Origin of the sequence: Mesorhizobium sp. RCC_202 (genome assembly GCF_041355295.1) — a bacterium.
Lineage (GTDB): Bacteria > Pseudomonadota > Alphaproteobacteria > Rhizobiales > Rhizobiaceae > Mesorhizobium.
Window position 1 is genome coordinate 78,942 of the sequence record NZ_JBFUPO010000003.1, and the last position, 18,841, is coordinate 97,782.

The following is an 18,841-nucleotide window of genomic DNA, read 5'->3' on the forward strand; positions in this document are numbered from 1 at the left end:
CCTCAAGGGGGGAGATTGGATGTCGCATCGGCTTTCGCCAGTTACAAACGTTGTAAGATGGGCGCCGTTGCCAAAGCTGCTGATCTCCCCCCTCGAGGGGGAGATGGCCGGTAGGCCAGAGAGGGGGGCCTCGCGCCAACCTTAGAAGGTGCGCCGCCTTCCCATCACCACCCCCACCACCATCACACTCCCGATCAACACCGACAACACACCCGCCGGCAGCTCCGTCGGTGCGAACACAACACGCCCCACCCAATCCGCGAACACCACCAGCATCGCCCCTGTCATCGCCGCGCCGAACAATTGCGGCCCGGCGCGCCTCAGCCCGAACAACCCGGCCAGATGCGGCGCCAGCAGGCCGACGAAACTCATCGGCCCGACGATCAGCGCGGCCGCTGCCGTGGTGACGGCGCTAAGCACCAGCACGATCAGCCGCGCGGCGTGCAGCGGCATGCCGAGGCTGGTGGCGATAGTGGCGCCGAGTGGCAGGATCTCCAGCCAGCGGAGGGTGAGCGCCGAAAGCGCCAGTCCGGCAAGGCCGGCGACAAGCACGACGATGGCGAAGTCGAGCGCCACCCAATAGGTCGAGCCGCTGAGCCACGCCAGCACCTGGCCGGAGCGCGGATCGCCGAGCGCCAGGAACAGCAGGCTGGAGGCGTCGAGCAGCGCGGTGATGGCGATGCCGGTGAGCAGCAGCCGCTCCGGCGTGAAACCGCGGTCGAGCCCGAGCAACAGGATCGCGCCGGTGACGACCAGTGCGCCGACGGTTGCGCCGAAGAGCTGCAGCCCGGCGCCGGCGTCGGTGAACAGCAGCAGCACTGCAATCAGCCCCATGGCGACGCCACCGCCGATGCCGAGGATTTCCGGGCTGGCCATCGGATTGGCGAACAGCCGCTGGACGAGGCAGCCGGCGACGCCAAGCCCCAGCCCGGCGCTGCAGGCGGCGACGACGCGCGGCAGGCGCCAGGCGAAGGCTTCCGGGTAGAGGCCAAAGCCGGCCGGCGCGCGGCCGATAAGCAAGGCGAGCGCAAGCAGCAGGGCGAGCGCGACGGCAAGGCCGGTGAGCACGGCCATAGGCCGCTTGGCGCTGCCGCCGCCGAGAAGCATGGCGATCCCGCCGCCGACTTCCAGCATCAGGCGCGGCAGGCGGCGCAGCAGCAGGATCAGCATCGGCGCGCCGATCAGTGCGGTGACGGCGCCGGTCGGCAGATTGGCGGCCTGCTCGGGCGGCAGCAACTGGATGAGCTGGTCGACGAGCAGCACCAGGGCTGCACCGGCCAGCGGCGCGGCGATCAGCCGTTCGCTAAGTTTTTCGGCGCCGAGCACGCGCGCCAGATGCGGCGCGGCCAGGCCGACAAAGCCGATGATGCCGACGGCCGCCGCCACGCTTGCCGAAAGCAGCACGGCGGTGGCCAAAAGCAGCGGCTTCAACAGCTTGGTCAGGCCGAGGCTTTTTGCCTGCTGCTCGCCGAAACCGAGGATCAGCAGCGGCCGCCCCAGCGCCGCCACCCCGATTGCGCCGAGGGCGACGCGCAGCGCCAATTGCGCGACATCGGTCCAGCCGTCGACGACCAGCGAGCCGGCGCCCCAGATGAACATCGAGTCGAGGTATTGCTGGTTGAGCAGCATGAGCAGTCCGGAGATCGAGCCCAGCGCGAAACTGACGACGAAGCCGGTCAGGATCAATGTCGTCGGGTCCCGCGAGCGCCAGCCGACCGCGGCGATCAGCCCCCAGGCGATGAAGGCGCCAGCGATCGCAAGCAATTGGGGATGCGCGGCGTGCAGAGCGGGTGCTGCGAGCAGGCCGATGGTCAAGGCGAGATGCGCGCCGGCATTGACGCCGAGCGTCTCGGGCGCGGCAAGCGGGTTTTGCAGCACCTGCTGCATCAGCACGCCGGCGAGGCCAAGTGCCGCGCCGGCGAGCAGCGCAACGGCAAGGCGCGGCCAGTAGGCATAGTCGAGGAGCAGCGCGCGCACCGCATCGCTGCCGCTGATATCGGCGATGTTGGTGGCGATCAGCCCTCCGATGAGAATGAGATAGAGGCCGCTCGCGACGAAGACCGCCAGACGGCGGCGGTCATGAAGCATGGCCGCGCTCGAAAAGCTGCGTGTGTTTCAGAAGCTGATCGGCGAAGCGGCCGGCCGACGGCAGGCCGCCGAAACCCCAGATGCTGGGCAAGATCGCGTAGTTGCCCGGCGCGAAGGCCGGCAATTGGCCGAGCAGCCCGTCGCGCGCTTCCAGCTTGGCGCGCACCGCCGGCGGCACCGGTTCGATCACCAGCACGGCGGCGTCGCGGATGGCAAACAGCCGGTCGACGCCGGCATTGGCAAAGCCCCAGAAATTGCCTTCTGTCGTCCAAGCATTTTTCAGCCCGGCGCGCCTCAGCACGTCATCGAACAGGCTGCCGCGGCAGAACACCCACGTATGGCGATCGTCCTGGAAATAGAGCACCAGCACCGGCCGGGTTTCGGCGGCGCCGACGGCATCCTTGAGCTTCGCAATACGGGTGTCGGTGGCCGCGATCAGGTCGGCCGCCGCCTGCGCGCGGCCGGTCAGCGCGCCGAGCCGCGCCGTGTTCTCCTGCGCATGGCGATAGGGCTCGAGATCGGTGGTGTAGGTGGCAAGGCTTATCACCGGCGCTATTTTTTCCAGCACCGGCTCGATCGCCGTGAATTGCGGCGTCGACAGGATCACGTCGGGCTTCAGCGCCGCCAGATATTCGAGGCTGGGCGTGGCGCGCAAGCCGATCTCGGCGACGGTGTCGGGCAGGGCGGGTTCGCCGACCCAGTCGCGATAGCCGGCGCTCTCGGCGAGACCGAGCGGCGTAACGCCAATCGCAAGCAAAGTCTCGGCCGTGCCCCAGTCGATGGTCGCGACCCGTTCGGCATGCGCCGGCACGGCTTCTGCGGCCGCGGCCGGCAGTGTCGGCAGCAATGCCAGCAGCGATGCCAGAAGCCTTGCGATCACGAGCGCCGTCCGATCGTCACCATTTGTAGCCCATGGTCAGGCTGACCTCGCGGCTCTCGCCGTAGAAGCAGGTGATGTTGCAGGACGCGACATAGGTCTTGTCGAACAGGTTTGAGACGTTGAGCGAAGCCTTGAAATTGTTCTTCTCGTAGCGGATCGCGGCGTCGACCACGGCGTGGTCCGGCACCTTCTGCGTGTTGGCGCTGTCAGCATAGGATGAGCCGACATAGCGCACGCCGCCACCGATGCTGACGCCTTGCAGGCGGTCGGACGGGATGGCGTAGTCGAGCCAGAGCGAGCCGAACTGTTCCGGCGTGCCGGTCGTCACCTTGCCGATCTCGACCGGATTACCTTGCTTGATCTTGAGGTCGTACCAGGTATAGGCGGCGGTCAGCTTCAGGTCGGGCGTCAACTGGCCGACGGCCTCGAGCTCGACGCCGCGCGAATTCACCTTGCCGATCTGGCGGTTGAACACCACGCCGTCGCTGGTCACCACATTGTTCCGCGTCAGGTCGAACAGCGAGGCGGTGAACATCACGTCGTTCAGCCAGGTCGGCTGATATTTGACGCCGGCCTCGTATTGCAGACCTGTTTCGGGCTTGAAGGCCGCATCGGTCAGGGTGTCCTTGCCGGTCAGCGGCAGGAACGAGCGCGAGATCGAGACATAGGGCGAGACGCCATTGTCGAAATTGTAGATAGCGCCGGCGCGGCCGCTCAAGGCATTGCTCGAATAGTCGGTCTCGGCCCCCGTCGGCCGATCGGTCACATGCGTGCGGGCGTCGTCGTAACGGCCGCTGAACACAAAAGTCCACTTGTCGATCTGCGCGGTGTCCTGCGCGTAAACGCCGACCTGATTCTGCAGTGTGTTCGACTGGTCTTAGCGCGAGGTGACTGGCGACACGTCGCCATAGACCGGGTCCAGCACGTCGAGCGGCGGCGCGCCCTCAAAGCCCGACTCGTCATGCAAGTCGAAGCGCTTGTAGTCGAGGCCGACGAGCAGCGTGTGGTCGATCGGCCCGGTCGCGGTCTTCCACTCGACCTGGTTGTCGACGGTGAACAGGCCGAGGTCCGGCTTCGACAGGAAGTTGGCACGGTCGAGCAGGTGGCTCGCCGGATCGTTGCCCACCCAGCCCTGGCCATAGACGTTGCGGAAATCGACGTCGAGGTGGCCGTAGCGCAGGTTCTGGCGCACCGTCACATCATTGTCGAAGCGGTGCTCGAACTCGTAGCCGATCATCTGCTGCGAGCGCTCGAACTTGTCGACGCTGGGCTCGCTGGTGAACAGGTCGCGCGAAATTTTCCCCCAGGGCGCGCTGGTGACGGTGCCCTCATAGGGCAGGAAATTCTGGCCGCGCGTCTTCAGCTTCGAGATGTTGGCGTAGACGGTGAGGGTGGTGTCCTCGTCCGGCTTCCAGGTCAGTTCCGGCATGATGGCGAACTGGTTGTTGTCGGTATAGTCGACCTGCGTCCCGCCGTAATTGCCGGTGGCGATGAAGCGGTAGGCGAGCGTGCCGTCCTTGTTGACGCCCTCGACGTCGAGCCCTGACCAGACATTGCCGAATTCGTTGACGCCGACCGCCGTCTCGCCGCGATTCTGGAAGGTCGGCCGCTTGGAGACCAGGTTGATCAGGCCGCCGGGGTTGGAGGCGCCGTAGAGCGCGGAGGAGGGGCCGCGCAAAATGTCGATGCGGTCGAGCAGATAGGGGTTCACCTTCCAGGTGGCGAAACTGTCGCTCGACTGGAGTTGCAGCCCGTCCATGAAGTAGCTGTTGACCTGCGAGGAGAAGCCGCGGATCAGGAACCAGTCGTTGCGGGTGTCGTTGCCGAAGGTCTCCGAGCGGATGCCCGGCGCATAGCGCGTGGCTTCGACCACGGAGCGCGCGGCCTGGTCCTCGATCTGCTGGCTGCCGACGACGCTCACCGCCTGTGGCGTCTTTTCCAGCGGCTGGTCGGTTTTTGTCGCGCTGGCGTCCTTCTTGGCCTTGTAGCCGTCGAAGCCCGATTTGCCGTCGGCCTCGCCCTGGACCTCGATCGGCGCCAGCACTTCGGATTTCTGCTGCGCCTGCGCGTAGGGCGCGTGCAGGAGTGTCGTCGCCAGCAAAAGCCCCGCGAGCCCGCGCCGATCCATCATTCGCAAGATCCCCATCTCCAACAGCTGCGGGCAGCGCTATTCAAGATGAGTAAAAGAGTCAACTTTTAATTTGGGCCGTCCTCGCTCCAGATCAGCCGCAGCAGGCGCAGCAGCGTTGCACGCTCTTTTTTCGTCAGTCGCTGCAGGAACCGGTCCTCGTGCCGGCGCACTTGCCGGCGCCATGCCGGCATCGCCTGTTTGGCTGCCTTGGTCAAAGCCAGCATCTGCACGCGCCTGTCCTGCGCGTGGTCGTCGCGTTCGACCAGTCCGCGCTCTTCAAGTTCGGCAAGCAACGGCGCCATGTTTGCGCTTTTCATGCCGAGCTGGCGGCAAAGCTCGGCGGCGCGGATGCCGGGCCTTTCGTCGATCAAAGCCAGCATGGCGTAGGTGACCGGGCGCAGCGCGGCATCGGCCAGTTCGACCGCGAAATCGTTGAGCGCCAGGGCCGAGGCGCGCCGCAGATTATAGCCAATCTGCGCGTCGAGCCTGTCTTCAGGCGCGACCCTGGTCGCCTTGCCGGGACCGGTGCGGTTTCTTGTCTCGTCCATGCCGCAAACGACCACCGCGATCAAAGCCTTGTCAAGCAGAAAATACTATGCGACATAGTGATTATAAAAGCTATGCAACATAGCGATTATCAAGGCGGAATTGGTACCGGGGCGAGGAGGAGAACGGCTCTTGGCTCGTCATGCCGCCCGCAAGCAGGAGGAGAGTTGCCATGACCGAAGTAGCCTTCGACATCGAGGACGGCATCGCGTGGGTGCGCTTCAACCGCCCTGACAAGCGCAATTGCATGAACCCGGCGCTCAACCGGCGCATGATGGAGGTGCTGGATCAGCTCGAATACCGCGACGATGTCGGCGTGCTGGTGCTGACGGGCGAAGGCAATGCCTGGTCGGCCGGCATGGACCTCAAGGAGTATTTTCGCGAGACCGAAGCCAAGGGCATCGGCGCCGTCCGTAAGGCGCAAAGCGAGGCCTATGGCTGGTGGCGGCGGCTGCGCTGGTACCGCAAGCCGACCATCGCCATGGTCAATGGCTGGTGCTTCGGCGGCGGCTACGGCCCGCTGTTTGCCTGCGACCTGGCTTTCGCCGCCGACGAGGCGCAGTTTGCGCTGTCCGAGATCAACTGGGGCATCCTGCCCGGCGGCGGCGCCACCAAGGTGGTGGTCGATCTCCTGTCGATGCGCGACGCCATGTATCACGCACTGACCGGCGAGCTGATCGACGGCAGGAAAGCGGCGGCCTGGAAGCTGGTCAATGAAAGCCTGCCTCTCAAGGACCTGAGGGCGCGCGTCACGGAAGTGGCCAACATTTTGCTGAAGAAAAATCCTGTCGCGCTGAAGGCGACCAAGGACGCCATCCGCCGCGTTGGCGAGATGACCTACGACAATGCCGAGGACTATCTGGTGCGCGCGCAAGAGGCGGCCAATTCCTACGACAATGACGGCCGCAAGGAAGGCATCCGCCAGTTCATCGACGAAAAGAGCTACAAGCCCGGTCTCGGCGCCTACGACAAGGCAAGGTGATCGGCCAAAATCCGATCGGGGAGGAGATGCGAGATGCCGGCCTGGACGACGCCCGATCCCGTGGCCTTGCATGCCGCGACGCAGCCCGGACGCATCGCTTGCGTCGACCTCGCTTCGGGGCGGCGCTGGACCTACAGCGCACTGGATGAGGCGATCCAGCGCGCCGTCTGCGTGCTGGGGAGCGGCTACGACATCGAGCCCGGGCAGCGTATCGCCACCGTCGCCCGCAACAGCGCCGATCTCCTGATCCTGCAGCAGGCCGCCATGCGCCTCGGCGCCATCTTCGTGCCGGTCAACTGGCGGCTCGCAGCGGTTGAGCGACAGGCGATCCTCGCCGATTGTGAACCCGTGCTGTTGCTGCATGATGCCGGGCTTGAGACGGCGCCGCCCGTGGGCTGCGTGCCGGTCGAGGTCGCCGACTTCGCGGCGGCGGTGGAAGCGCAGGCGCCGGCGCCGCGCCGGCCCTTGCCGGCAGCCGACCAGCCGTCGATCATCCTCTACACGTCGGGCACGTCCGGCCGGCCGAAGGGGGTGATCGTCACCGAGCGCAACGCCTTCGCCACCGCGGTCAATTTCGGCGTGCTGGGGCAGGTCGGCAATGCAAGTGTCTTCCTGTGCGACGCGCCGATGTTCCATGTCATCGGCCTCATCACCAGCCTGCGGCCGCCCTTGCTGCAAGGCGGCACGGTGCTGATCTCGCCTGGCTTCGAGCCTGGCCTGACCAACCGCCGGCTGGCTGATCCCGAACTCGGCGTCACCCACTATTTCTGCGTCCCGCAGATGGCCAGGATGCTGCGCGTGGACGCCGCCTTCGCGCCGGCGCGCTGGACCCGGCTGACCGCCATCTTCACCGGCGGCGCACCCAATCCTGCCGCCGATATTCTCTGGTGGCTGGAACAGGGCGTGCGCATGGTCGACGGCTTCGGCATGACCGAGGCCGGCACCGTGCTTGGCATGCCCGTCGAGGCCGGTCAGATCGCACGCAAGGCGGGCTCCGCCGGCCTGCCGGCGCCGTCGCTGTCGCTGCGCATCGTCGATGACGGTGGCCGGGACGTCGCAGCCGGGCAGGCCGGCGAGATATGGCTCAGCGGCTCTAACGTCACGCCGGGCTACTGGAACCGGCCGGACGAGACCGCGCAGGCCTTCACATCAGATGGCTGGTTTCGCACCGGCGACATCGCGCGCCGGGACGATGACGGCTTCATCACCCTCGTCGACCGCCGCAAGGATATGTTCATTTCCGGCGGCGAGAACGTCTATCCGGCCGAGGTCGAAATGGCGCTGCTCGATCATCCCGACATTGCCGAAGCGGCTGTCATCGGCATCGCCGACGAGCGCTGGGGCGAGGTCGGCCGCGCCTTCGTCGTGCTGAAGGGTGTTGACCGGGCTTTCGACCCGGAAGCGTTTGCCGCTCACTGCGCCGCCCGCATTGCGCGCTACAAGGTGCCGAAGGAATTTCTGCTCGTCGAAGCCCTGCCGCGCACCGCATCCGGCAAGATCCAGAAACACCTTTTGCGCGGCTGAGCCCGGGCATTGCTGCCGAGCCGGCGAGGGCGATGCGATCGTCGTCCGGTCGAGCGTCCTATCCCAGATGCTCGGCCCGTAGCTGCTCCTTCATCCGCGCCAGCGCCGGCTCGCCGCCGGCCGCGAGTTGATCGGCGATCTCGGCGAGCTTGTCGTCGGCGCTGCGGTATTTGCTGCCCCAGGCGCCGAGCGTGGCCAGCACGGGCAGAAGGTCGATGCCGGCTTCCGTCAGCCGGTAGATCGCTTTCAATCCATGCGTCGGGTCGTCGCTACGGGTGAGTATGCCTTCGTCCTGCAGCGTCTGCAGCCGCTCGGCCAGCGTGCGCGAGGAAATGCCCTCATCGGATTGCAGGAATTCGCGAAAATGCTTTTTGCCGGCGAAGATCAGGTCGCGGATGATGAGCAGCGTCCAGCGGTCGCCGAGCAGTTCCAGCGATAGGTTGATCGGGCAGCCGGATCGTCCCTTGGTCGACATTTCGTATGCTTCCATTTTTAAATCACTTTACTATTGACATCATTCTCGTCATGCGTCAAATGGTTCCAAAAGTAAATCATTGCAGCCAAGAGGAGGATCATCATGAACCGGGAAGCCGCCCGCACCACCGTCGTCGTCGGTGCAACCAGTGAAGTCGGCGCCGAGGTTTCGGCGCGGCTGGCCGGGGCAGGGCACACGGTGCGCGGCGTCGCACGCAGGCTCGGTGTCGCGCTCGACGACCAGGCGGCGCTCGACGCCGCTTTCGCCGGCGCCGACAGCGCCTACGTGATGATCCCCTTCGATGTCACGGCGCCCGATCTGCACTGTTTCGAGGACGAGGTCGGCGCAAGGCTGGCGTCATCCATCGCCAAGGCGGGCCTTAACCGCGTGGTGCTGCTCAGCGGTCTCAACGCCCATCTTAGGATGGGCACTTCGCTCGGCGCCGCGCTGATGGAAGAACGCCTCGCTGCGCTCGGCCTGGAGGAGCTCGTCTGTCTGCGCGCCTCCTTCTTCATGGAGAATTTCGTCAAGGGCATGGGCTTTGTCGAGCAGGCCGCCTCCGGCGTCTTCGCCACGCCCTTTCGAGGCGACCTGCCGATGCCGCTGATTGCCGCAAAAGACATCGGCGAGCGCGCCGCGGCGCTCCTCGATGCGAAGGGCGCCTCCGGCCAGCGCGTCGTCGAACTACATGGCGGCGGCTACCACACGCTTGAACAGGCGACCGCGATTCTCGGCCGGGCGATCGGAAAGGATGTGGCCTACTATGCCGCGCCCTTCGCAGACGCCCGTGCCGGCATGATCGCCAACGGCCTGTCGGCGAGCTTCGCCGATGCGCTCGGCGAGACGGCGGCGAGCTTCAACAAGGGCGAGCGCTGGGCGCTGGAAGTGCCTTCGGTTGCAAACGCCACGCCGACCAGCTTCGAGGCCTGGGCCGAAAACTTCGCCCGCGTCGGCAATGCCGCCTGAAATCAAGAATGAGGAGAACGACCCGTGAAAAAGCTTATCCTGAACATGCAGATCTCGGTCGACGGTTTCGTCGGCGCCAATGAGGACCATCGCTGGCAACTGTGGGAATGGGGCGACGACAGCGCCTGGGATGAGGACTTGAAGCAGGACTTCAACGCCGTCTTTGCCGGCATCGATACCATCCTGCTCGGCCGCAAGATGGCCGAGGAGGGGTATCTGACCCATTGGGGCAATGCGGCGAAGAAATTCCCGGGCGACCGCTTCTATGCCTTCGCCCAGCGCATCGTCGAGGCGCAAAAGGTGGTGCCGAGCGACAAGCTCGAGACCTCGCGCTGGGAGCGCACGCGGGTGGTCAGCGGCGACCTGCCGCGCGAGGTAGACGCCTTGAAGCAGGGCGAGGGCGGCAACATCGCCGTGTTCGGCGGCGCCGGCTTCGCCTCGGCGCTGATTGCCGCCGGCCTCGTCGACGAGTTCCAGCTCTTCGTCAATCCAGCCGTGCTCGGCGCCGGCCGCCGCATCTTCGACGAAGGCGGTTTTTCCAGGCTGAAGCTGATCGGCTCGAAAGCCTATGCCAGCGGCATGGTGGTGAGCCGCTATGCGCTGGCTGGCTGAGGGAATTTCCGCGAGCCCTATGCTTGAATCAATTCGGCAGCGCGCGTCCCTAACTGTTGGTACGGTTATCCTTTTCCCGGGCCGCCGGTACGCCATCGGCGGCCGGGTTGACCAACTCCAGCCGGACGGGCCATAGGCGTTGCGACCACCCGCAGTGATCATTGGCGACGGCGGCGAAACGGCGGGCTTCATGCAAGGTCAGGCCGATCAGCACGCGACCCGCATATTCGGCCGGCGCGTCATTACCTGCGTCGAACACCGCCCAACTGTCGTGGGGCGGCTCCTGCACCGCAACAAACCTCATTCGAGCCCCCGCTCTGAAGAAGTTCTAATATAGCAGTCACTGCTTGGCGTTACTATGACCTAGCCCACACATGGTGCTCGTTTTGGCATGCTCGCTTGGTGGTCAGCGACCGGAGGGCGTCCCAACATCAGGCGCACAGCCGGCATAGCGACTTGCCCGCGCCATCGTGGCCGCGCGATACTCGCCGAAATCCTTCGGGTGCCGCGCTGGCTCAGCGCGTCTCGATCGCAGCGACCTTGCGGGCGCGCGTCAGCAAGGCAAAAAGCCCGAGCAGCCGAAAGCCCAGCAGCCAGCAGGCCAAAAATGCCGCGACGCCGATCGCCGCGCCGAGGTCGACGCCGGGCGTGACGACATTGGCGCTGGGCACGGGCACGCGGCCGAGCAGGCCATAGCCCGCCGATCCAGAGCATCAACAGATTGAAGCCGATAAACAATAGCAGGAAGATCCGGCCGAAGATGTCGCGCTTGCGGCGGGTAACAATAGTTTCCATCCCAATACCCCGCGCGTTGCCGCACCAGGATAGTGCATTGCCACCGTTGTGGCGCTCTTACTGCCCGGCCTGGTCGGCGTCGGTCAGCGTGCCGAGAAAAGCCACGATGTCGTCGATCTCGGCATCGGTCAGCGCCGGCTTGTCGCCGGGTTTCTTGCCGTTGAAGGGCGGGTCGGTGTTGAGGTTCGGCCAATAGGCCTTGGGCAAATCATCAAATTTCCAGACCGTGCCGTCGGCGTTCCTCGGATACCAGCGGCCGGGATCCGTATCGCGGCTGGCGTAGAAGGCAACCGCCTCGCGCAGCGTGTGGAAATAGCCATTGTGGAAGAAGCTTTTGCGCAAGGCGACGTTGCGCAGCGTCGGCGTCTTGAACAGGCCGCAATATTCCGCCCGCCCCTTGAAGTCGGTGCGCAGCGGGCCGCAAAGACCGAGGTCGACATAACGGGGATCGGCATTGGCGGGGATGGCCGGATTGCGTGGCACGGCGATCGCAATCAGGCCGTAATCGGTGAATTGCGGCGGCTCGCCGTCATTGGCGGGCTCGCTTAAGTGGCAGCTCGCGCAATTGCCCTTGGTCTCGTCCTCGAAGGCTGTGCGGCCGCGCAGCTCCTGTGCGGTCAGCGTCGCCTTGCCGGCGAGGAAGGCGTCGTAGCGGCTGGAATAGGGATAGAAGTCGGCGCTGCTCTGCTCGAATGTGCCGAGCGCCTCGACAGCGGCGGCGAAGGCGTCTTGCGGATTGTCGAAGACATCGGCGCCGAAGGCGGCCTTGAAGGCGTCGGCATAAGGCGCCTTGCGCAGGCTGGCGACCACCTGGGCCTCATCTTTGTTGGCCATCTCGAAAGGAGACAGCAGCGGGATACTGGCCTGATCCTTGCCGTGGTCGGAGCGACCGTCCCAGGTCAGGCCGCCGGTCGGGCCGTTGTCGACGCTCTCGTCGCCTTCGTCCTCGGAATCGTAAAAGTGCTCGGTGAAGGCAGGCGCCGCCTGCAGGTAGCGCAGCGACGGGACGGCGCGCTGTCCAGGCTGGTCGAGATTCGGCCCGCCCATTTCGACCGGCGAGGCCGAGGCCGGACCGAAGGCATGGTTGGGATCATGACAGGACGAGCAGGCCTGCTTGCCCGAGGCGGAGAGGGCAGGGTCGAAGAACATTTTTCGCCCCAGCGCCGTGAGTGCCTGCGCCCGGGCGAACGCTTCGGTGCGTGATAGTGGGCCGGGATGGACGCTGCCTGCTGGCAGTCCTTCGGCAGGCCAGAGGATTGCGATGCCGGCAAAGGCTGCAAGCACGCCGGTTGTCCATTGTTTCATGGCAGCCCAGTCCGTTTGCCTTGGCGTAAAAGCGTATTGCTACGGATTGATGACCGCTTGGTGAGGTTCAACTTTGCCTGGGTCGCGTCCCTTCACGCTTCCCTCTGTCCCGCCGGCGTTTCCTGTTACCCATGCTCGCTGTCACAAAGCTGACAACCGCCAGCCCTAGCGTTGCAAAGTTCCTCCAGCCATTTCCCCAGCCACGAGGCATTCTCCAATGACCAGGTCCTTCCTCTCGCTCTGCCTCGCTTCGACGGCGCTGGCATCGGCCGCTGCCGTCGCTCAAGCGGCTCCTCCCGGCTACGACAAGATCGATACCGTCGTCGTCATCTACGCCGAGAACCGCAGCTTCGATAATCTCTATGGCGGCTTCCCCGGCGCCAATGGGCTTGCCAATGTCTCGGCCGATCAGGCGCGCCAGCTCGACCGCGACGGTAAGCCGCTCACCGAGCTGCCGCCGGCCTGGGGCGGGCTGACCGGCAAGGGCGTGACGCCGGTGGTGACGGAGGCCGAGACCGCGCATCTCGCCAATGCCGTCTTCGCCATCGACGACCCCAAGGGGTTCAACGAAGGCACCAATGTCATCACCCATGACCTCTGGCACCGCTTCTACCAGGAGCAGATGCAGATCGACGACGGCAAGAACGACAAGTTCGTCGCCTGGGCCGATTCCGGCTCGCTGGTGATGGGCCATTATGACGGCTCGCATCTGCCGATGTGGGCGATCGGCCAGAAATATGTGCTCGCCGACAATTTCTTCCAGGCCGCCTTCGGCGGCTCCTTCCTCAACCACTTCATGCTGGCCTGCGCCTGCGTGCCTTATTACCCGCATGCCGACACCAGCTCGGTGAAGGGCCAGATCGCCGTCGTCGAGCCCGATGGCACGACGCTGAAAGTGGCCGACAATTCGCCGCCGTCGGCGCTGGGCGGCGTGCCGAAATTCGTCAATGACGGCGCCATCACGCCCGATTTCTACGCCGTCAACACCTTGCAGCCGCCTTACCAGCCGAGCGCCAACAAGCCGGCCCAGGGTGGCGATGCGGCCTTGGCCGATCCGGCGCAGCCGACCACGCTGCCGCCGCAGCACGAGGTCACCATCGGCGATTTGTTGTCGCTCAAAGGCATCGACTGGGCCTGGTATTCGGGCGCCTGGCAGGCAGCGCTCGACGGCAAGAACGCGACGCCCGTGCCGAACTTCCAGTTCCACCACCAGCCCTTCAACTATTTCGCGGCCTATGCGCCGGGCACGGCCGCGCGCACGGCGCACCTGCGCGATGGCGGCCTCGGCGGCTCGGAATTCATCAAGGCGATCGACGACGGCAAGCTGCCGGCCGTCTCCTTCTACAAGCCGCAGGGCAATCTCAACGAGCACAGCGGCTATGCCGACGTGACCTCAGGCGATCAGCATCTGGCTGACCTCGTCGCGCATCTCGAAAAGAGCCCGCAATGGGCGCATATGCTGGTCGTCGTCACTTATGACGAAAACGGCGGCTTCTGGGATCACGTCGCGCCGCCCAAGGCCGACCGCTGGGGCCCGGGCAACCGCGTCCCGGCCTTCATCATCTCGCCCTATGCCAAGGCCGGCACGGTCGATCACACGCAGTATGACACGACCTCGATCCTGCGCTTCATCACCAACCGCTACGATCTGCCGGTGCTGCAGGGCATCGTCGTTCGCGACAAGGCGCTCGCCTCCAACGGCCAGCCGCCGATGGGCGATCTGACGGCTGCGCTCGATTTGACGAAGTGAGGCGCCTTTCCTCTCCCTCCGCGAAGCGGCTGGAGTGGGGGCTTTCGTAGGGCATCGGCGCCAACTTGCCAGCGCCGCATTACCCCTCATCCGCCCTTCGGGCCCCTTCTCTCCGTAAACGGGGAGAAGGAAAAAGGCGCGACGCCGGCGACTGCCTCTTTCTCCCCGTTCACGGGGAGAAATGTCCGGCAGGACAATGAGGGGCAGCGCTAACGTCGGAGATTGTCCTTTTCAATTTCCGTCCGCTATCAATGTGCCTCCTAACCGGAGATCACATGATGGCGGACCTCAAAGTCAGAACCCGAAACGCCGGCGCGCTCGCCGTGCTGCCGTCCGGCGGCCTGCCGACGATCACAACCCCGACCGGCGGCGAAGTCGGCGTGGTCACTCAGGTCAGCGCGCCGGGCTTCAGCCCGCTCGACCTGCTCCATGCATCGCTCGCCGCCTGCATGGTGCTCAGCGCCCGCATTGCCGCGACGCGGCTCGGCGTCGCCGACCGGCTGGGCGAGGTTCGTGCCGAGGTCGGCGGCGAGAAAGCCAAGGATGAGCCCTCGCGCATCGCGACCTTCACCGTCAGGCTCGACATCGCCGGCGATCTCGACGCGGCGACCAGGCAGCGCATCCTGGCGGACGCCGAAGACATCTGCACCGTCTCCAACACGCTGCGCGGCGCGCCTGTCCTGCACGCGACGCTAGGGTGAGGGCGGTGGCGCATCTTTCCCCGATCGACTACGCGACCGCGTCCGCCGAAATCCGCGCCGAGCACGACCGCGAGTTGGCGCTGCGCGGCCGCATGACCAACATGAAGCGCATCCTGCTCCATTCGCCGGCTGCCCACCGCATCTACGCCGAATGGTTCACGCTGCGCGATCTGCTCAAGCCCACGCTAGGCGACCGCGCCATCTGGCTGTTCTCGACAGCGATTGCGCAGACGATGCGCGCCGAGATTCCGGTGACGTTCTTCCGCCGTGCGCTGATCGATGGAGGCCTCGATCCGGAAGCTGTCGAGCCCAATGCTGACGAAGCGCTGCTCATCGAATTCGGCAAAGCGGTAGCCGCCGATGCCAACGCCGTTGCCGATGAGACCTGGGCCGCGCTCAAGGCGCGCTACGACGAAACGCTGCTGGTCAATGTCACCGCCTTCGCCGGCATCATGGTGGCGACTTGCGTGTTCACCAATGCGGTGAAGGTGGAGCTCGATCCGGAGCTGGAGGGGTATCGCCTCAAGGCTTAGGCCGCGTTCTGTCGCGCCCCCCTCTGTCCTGCCGGACATCTCCCCACAAGGGGGAGATCAGCTGTCGGCTCGGCTTTCGCCAATCGCCAAAGTCGAAGGGAAGGTGCCGCCGTCACAGCTGCCAATCTCCCCCCTTGTGGGGGAGATGCCCGGCAGGGCAGAGGGGGGCGCTGTCCCGCCGGCTTCTCTAATGACCTCACTCCCACCTTGCCATGAATCGGGTGGCTCCCGCACCCCGCCCGCCCCACTTTGAGCGCATCGAAGGAGCCATCCCATGACCATTCATTCCCTGACCGCGAAGCGCGCCAACCAATTCGCCGAATCCCGCGTCGAGGCACAAAACTGGCGCGCCCTCGTTTCCGATGTCAACGCTCACGGCTGCGCCGTCATGCCGTCGCTGCTGTCGGCGGAAGAATGCGCCCATATCGCCGCGCTCTATCCGCATGAAGAACATTTCCGCAGCCATGTGGTGATGGCCCGCCATGGTTTCGGCAAGGGCGAATACCGCTATTTCCGCTACCCGCTGCCGGACCTGATCGACGGCCTGCGCACCGCGCTCTATCCCCGTCTTGCCACGGTCGCCAATGATTGGAACGAGAAGATGGGTGTGGCGCTGCGCTATCCCGCTGAGCACACCGCCTTCCTGAAGCGCTGCCATGACGAAGGTCAAACCAGGCCGACGCCGCTTCTGCTGCAATACGGCCCCGGCGACTTCAATTGCCTGCACCAGGACCTCTACGGCGACCTCGCTTTCCCCCTCCAGGTCGCGATCCTGTTGTCGCAACCCGGAGAGGATTTCACCGGCGGCGAGTTCGTGCTGACCGAACAGCGCCCGCGCATGCAAAGTCGCGCCGAGGTGGTGCCGTTGACCCGGGGCGACGCGGTGATCTTCGCCGTCCACAATCGCCCGGTGCAAGGCACCAAGGGCAATTACCGCGTCAACCTCAGGCACGGCGTCAGCCGTCTGCGCTCAGGCCGGCGGCATACGGTGGGCATCATCTTCCACGACGCGAAGTGACATTGCCCGCTTCGTCCCGGTTCCTTCGTTCCATTGGCTGTCCGAGACCGACGCGGGCTCACACTTCGTCGACGTCGAACAGCAGCATCGTCAGGTCGTCGTCTCCCGGCGCGAGGATCCGCCGGTCAGCGGCGCAGGCAATGCCGATATCGGTGGCAAATGCGCTCTGCATATCGGCGAGGCTGTCGAAATACAGCGTTCCCACCAGATACGGCATCTCTCCCGCCGAGCGCTTGATGATGGGCCGTCGGCTGACGTCGTAGCGCCGCAGGCCGGGAAGCTTCTTGGCCAGCGGGACATGAACTTCGAAATAGTGCCGGTCGAATGCCTCCGGATCGGCCGGGGTTTTGTAGATCACGAGCATTTTGGCCATCGTCATATTCCTGTCCTCTTGGTTTGCCGGTCGCGCCATGCAGGCCGCCGCGCCAATGTCGTTCCGCAAGCGAGGATTTCGACAATCCCTGGATTCTTGTTTTCGCGCGGGCTCCTCGCAGCATCTGCGGCGCTTCGGCCTCTTCCCCCGCGACCCTCATTCGCGTATGGCCCCGGGCAAATCCCTCAATTTTGCACCAGCCTCCCGGACACCCAATGATCCGTCTTGAAAGTATCGGCAAGCAGAACGGCCGCCAGATCGTTTTCATCGAAGCCTCGGCCGCCCTGCAGAAGGGCGAGAAGGTCGGCCTCGTCGGCCCCAACGGCGCCGGCAAGACGACGCTGTTTCGCATGATCATCGGCCAGGAACAGCCTGACGAAGGCCAGGTCTCGGTCGAGCGCGGCGTCACCATCGGCTATTTCAGCCAGGATGTCGGCGACATGGAAGGCATGAGTGCCGTCGCCGAGGTTATGGAGGGCGCCGGGCCGGTCAGCGCGGTTGCCGCCGAGATGCGCGAGCTCGAGCATGCCATGGGCGACCCCGAGCGCGCCGACGAGATGGATGAGATCATCGAGCGCTACGGCGAGTTGCAGCACCGCTTCGAGGAGCTCGACGGCTATGCGCTGGACGGCCGCGCTCGCGAGGTGCTGGACGGCCTCGGTTTCTCCCAGGAAATGATGGACGGCGACGTTTCGAAACTTTCGGGCGGCTGGAAGATGCGCGTGGCGCTCGCCCGCATCCTGTTGATGCGGCCCGACGTCATGCTGCTCGACGAGCCGTCGAACCATCTCGATCTTGAAAGCCTGATCTGGCTGGAAAAATTCCTCAAGGATTATGACGGCGCGCTTCTGATGACCTCGCACGACCGCGAGTTCATGAACCGCATCGTCAACAAGATCATCGAGATCGATGCCGGCTCGCTCACCTCCTATTCCGGCAATTACGAATTCTACCAGGAGCAGCGCGCGCTGGCCGACAAGCAACTGCAGGCGCAGTTCGAGCGCCAGCAGGCGATGCTGGCCAAGGAGATCGCCTTCATCGAGCGCTTCAAGGCGCGCGCCTCGCATGCCGCACAGGTGCAGAGTCGCGTGAAGAAGCTCGACAAGATCGACCGCGTCGAGCCGCCGAAGCGCCGCCAGGTGGTGAACTTCGAGTTCCAGCCGGCGCCGCGCTGCGGCGAGGACGTGGCGACGCTGAAGGGCATCCACAAGGCCTATGGCAGCCGCACCATCTATGCCGGCCTCGACTTCCAGATCCGCCGCCGCGAGCGCTGGTGCGTGATGGGCGTCAACGGCGCCGGCAAGTCGACGCTGCTGAAACTGGTCGCCGGCGCCTCCGAGCCCGACACGGGAACGGTCGCGCGGGGGCCGAGCGTGAAGATGGGCTATTTCGCCCAGCACGCCATGGAAGTGCTGGAAGGCGAGCGCACCGTGTTCCAGACGCTGGAGGACGCGTTTCCGCAGGCCGGCCAGGCGCCGCTCAGGGCGCTCGCCGGCTGCTTCGGCTTTTCCGGTGACGAGATCGAGAAGAAGTGCCGCGTGCTGTCGGGCGGCGAGAAGGCACGGCTGGTGATGGCGCTGATGCTGTTCGACCCGCCCAATCTTCTGGTGCTCGACGAGCCGACCAACCACCTCGACATCACCACCAAGCAGATGCTGATCGAAGCGTTGGCGCAATATGAAGGCACGATGCTGTTCGTCTCGCACGACCGCCATTTCCTGGCCGCGCTGTCGAACCGCGTGCTGGAGCTCACCCCCGACGGCGTCCACGCCTATGGCGGCGGCTATACCGAATATGTCGCCAGGACGGGCCAGGAAGCGCCGGGGCTGAGAGGGTAGAGCAATTCCACCTCGTTGCCGCCGGCCTGCCAGCGGATGACGTCGAGCCGGTGGGCGACCATGAAGGCCGACTAGAAGCCGACGCCGGATTGGCCGATCAACTGCGTCTTCCGCCGCCTTGCCGGCCTCGACGCGCTCCACGAAGGCGCGAATGCCGGAGCGTGCGATCGCGGCAAGCGATCTCCGTGGTTTCGTCGCGGCTCATGCCGATGCAGCTTCGAGGCGTTCGCCTCGAATGTCCTGAGACGCGTTCAAACGCTCTACGAGCTGCCGGAAGGGAGCTCTGCTTTCAATGCTCGTTTGGGCCCTAAAAGTTTTCGCATC

The 18,841-nt window shown here is 65.2% G+C and carries 19 protein-coding genes; 9 read left to right on the forward strand and 10 right to left on the reverse strand.

Features of this window, described 5'->3' with window-relative positions:
• Positions 1-141 precede the first annotated feature (141 nt).
• From fhuB to AB6802_RS07625, 5 genes are all read right to left on the reverse strand, one after another.
• Complete coding sequence (gene fhuB / locus AB6802_RS07605) at positions 142-2,088, reverse strand: Fe(3+)-hydroxamate ABC transporter permease FhuB (protein WP_371009433.1); 1,947 nt, start codon at positions 2,086-2,088, stop codon at positions 142-144.
• The gene (locus AB6802_RS07610) at positions 2,078-2,968 is read right to left on the reverse strand and encodes an iron-siderophore ABC transporter substrate-binding protein (RefSeq protein WP_371009434.1); all 891 of its coding nucleotides are present in this window, start codon (positions 2,966-2,968) and stop codon (positions 2,078-2,080) included. Before AB6802_RS07610 ends, fhuB begins: the two co-directional genes overlap by 11 nt.
• A gap of 16 nt (positions 2,969-2,984) precedes the next feature.
• Entirely contained in the window at positions 2,985-3,830 is an 846-nt protein-coding gene (locus AB6802_RS07615) for a TonB-dependent receptor domain-containing protein (protein ID WP_371009956.1), read from the reverse strand.
• A gap of 15 nt (positions 3,831-3,845) precedes the next feature.
• Entirely contained in the window at positions 3,846-5,099 is a 1,254-nt protein-coding gene (locus AB6802_RS07620; RefSeq protein ID WP_371009435.1) for a TonB-dependent receptor plug domain-containing protein, read from the reverse strand.
• A gap of 65 nt (positions 5,100-5,164) precedes the next feature.
• Positions 5,165-5,647, reverse strand: a complete 483-nt coding sequence (locus AB6802_RS07625) for a MarR family winged helix-turn-helix transcriptional regulator (RefSeq protein ID WP_371009436.1) — start codon at positions 5,645-5,647, stop codon at positions 5,165-5,167.
• Positions 5,648-5,817: 170 nt separating this feature from the next.
• Between AB6802_RS07625 and AB6802_RS07630 the strand changes: the two genes are divergently transcribed.
• Entirely contained in the window at positions 5,818-6,627 is an 810-nt protein-coding gene (locus AB6802_RS07630; protein ID WP_371009437.1) for a p-hydroxycinnamoyl CoA hydratase/lyase, read from the forward strand.
• Positions 6,628-6,660: 33 nt separating this feature from the next.
• Positions 6,661-8,151: an AMP-binding protein gene (locus AB6802_RS07635; RefSeq protein WP_371009438.1), complete on the forward strand. Its 1,491-nt coding sequence runs from the start codon at positions 6,661-6,663 to the stop codon at positions 8,149-8,151.
• Between the two features lie 58 nt (positions 8,152-8,209).
• On the opposite strand, the gene AB6802_RS07640 is transcribed toward AB6802_RS07635, so the two are convergent.
• Positions 8,210-8,626: a winged helix-turn-helix transcriptional regulator gene (locus AB6802_RS07640; protein ID WP_371009957.1), complete on the reverse strand. Its 417-nt coding sequence runs from the start codon at positions 8,624-8,626 to the stop codon at positions 8,210-8,212.
• Positions 8,627-8,728: 102 nt separating this feature from the next.
• On the opposite strand from AB6802_RS07640, the gene AB6802_RS07645 reads away from it, so the two are divergent.
• Positions 8,729-9,592, forward strand: a complete 864-nt coding sequence (locus AB6802_RS07645) for an NmrA family NAD(P)-binding protein (RefSeq protein WP_371009439.1) — start codon at positions 8,729-8,731, stop codon at positions 9,590-9,592.
• 24 nt (positions 9,593-9,616) lie between these two features.
• Positions 9,617-10,204, forward strand: coding sequence for a dihydrofolate reductase family protein (locus AB6802_RS07650; protein WP_371009440.1), 588 nt, complete (start codon positions 9,617-9,619; stop codon positions 10,202-10,204).
• 49 nt (positions 10,205-10,253) lie between these two features.
• Here the strand turns inward: AB6802_RS07650 and AB6802_RS07655 are convergent, their stop codons facing one another.
• The 3 genes from AB6802_RS07655 to AB6802_RS07665 form a co-directional block, all read right to left on the reverse strand.
• Positions 10,254-10,508: a hypothetical protein gene (locus AB6802_RS07655; protein ID WP_371009441.1), complete on the reverse strand. Its 255-nt coding sequence runs from the start codon at positions 10,506-10,508 to the stop codon at positions 10,254-10,256.
• 211 nt (positions 10,509-10,719) lie between these two features.
• Complete coding sequence (locus AB6802_RS07660) at positions 10,720-10,881, reverse strand: hypothetical protein (protein ID WP_371009442.1); 162 nt, start codon at positions 10,879-10,881, stop codon at positions 10,720-10,722.
• Positions 10,882-11,056: 175 nt separating this feature from the next.
• A complete protein-coding gene (locus AB6802_RS07665; protein ID WP_371009443.1) occupies positions 11,057-12,304 on the reverse strand; it encodes a cytochrome-c peroxidase in 1,248 nt (415 codons plus the stop codon).
• Positions 12,305-12,521: 217 nt separating this feature from the next.
• Between AB6802_RS07665 and AB6802_RS07670 the strand changes: the two genes are divergently transcribed.
• From AB6802_RS07670 to AB6802_RS07685, 4 genes are all read left to right on the forward strand, one after another.
• The gene (locus AB6802_RS07670) at positions 12,522-14,054 is read left to right on the forward strand and encodes an acid phosphatase (RefSeq protein WP_371009444.1); all 1,533 of its coding nucleotides are present in this window, start codon (positions 12,522-12,524) and stop codon (positions 14,052-14,054) included.
• A gap of 278 nt (positions 14,055-14,332) precedes the next feature.
• On the forward strand, positions 14,333-14,755 hold the full coding sequence (locus AB6802_RS07675; RefSeq protein WP_371009445.1) for an OsmC family protein: 423 nt from the start codon (positions 14,333-14,335) through the stop codon (positions 14,753-14,755).
• Between the two features lie 5 nt (positions 14,756-14,760).
• Positions 14,761-15,288 carry a hypothetical protein gene (locus tag AB6802_RS07680; RefSeq protein WP_371009446.1) on the forward strand — a complete coding sequence of 176 codons (528 nt, stop codon included), beginning with the start codon at positions 14,761-14,763 and terminating at the stop codon, positions 15,286-15,288.
• A gap of 274 nt (positions 15,289-15,562) precedes the next feature.
• Complete coding sequence (locus tag AB6802_RS07685) at positions 15,563-16,306, forward strand: 2OG-Fe(II) oxygenase (protein WP_371009447.1); 744 nt, start codon at positions 15,563-15,565, stop codon at positions 16,304-16,306.
• Between the two features lie 58 nt (positions 16,307-16,364).
• Here AB6802_RS07685 and AB6802_RS07690 read toward each other — a convergent pair whose 3' ends face one another.
• Positions 16,365-16,685 (reverse strand): EthD family reductase, encoded by a 321-nt coding sequence (locus AB6802_RS07690; protein WP_371009448.1) that lies wholly within the window; start codon positions 16,683-16,685, stop codon positions 16,365-16,367.
• Positions 16,686-16,894: 209 nt separating this feature from the next.
• Here AB6802_RS07690 and AB6802_RS07695 point away from each other — a divergent pair, with 209 nt between their 5' ends.
• Positions 16,895-18,517, forward strand: coding sequence for an ABC-F family ATP-binding cassette domain-containing protein (locus tag AB6802_RS07695; RefSeq protein WP_371009449.1), 1,623 nt, complete (start codon positions 16,895-16,897; stop codon positions 18,515-18,517).
• The last annotated feature ends 324 nt before the right edge of the window (positions 18,518-18,841 follow it).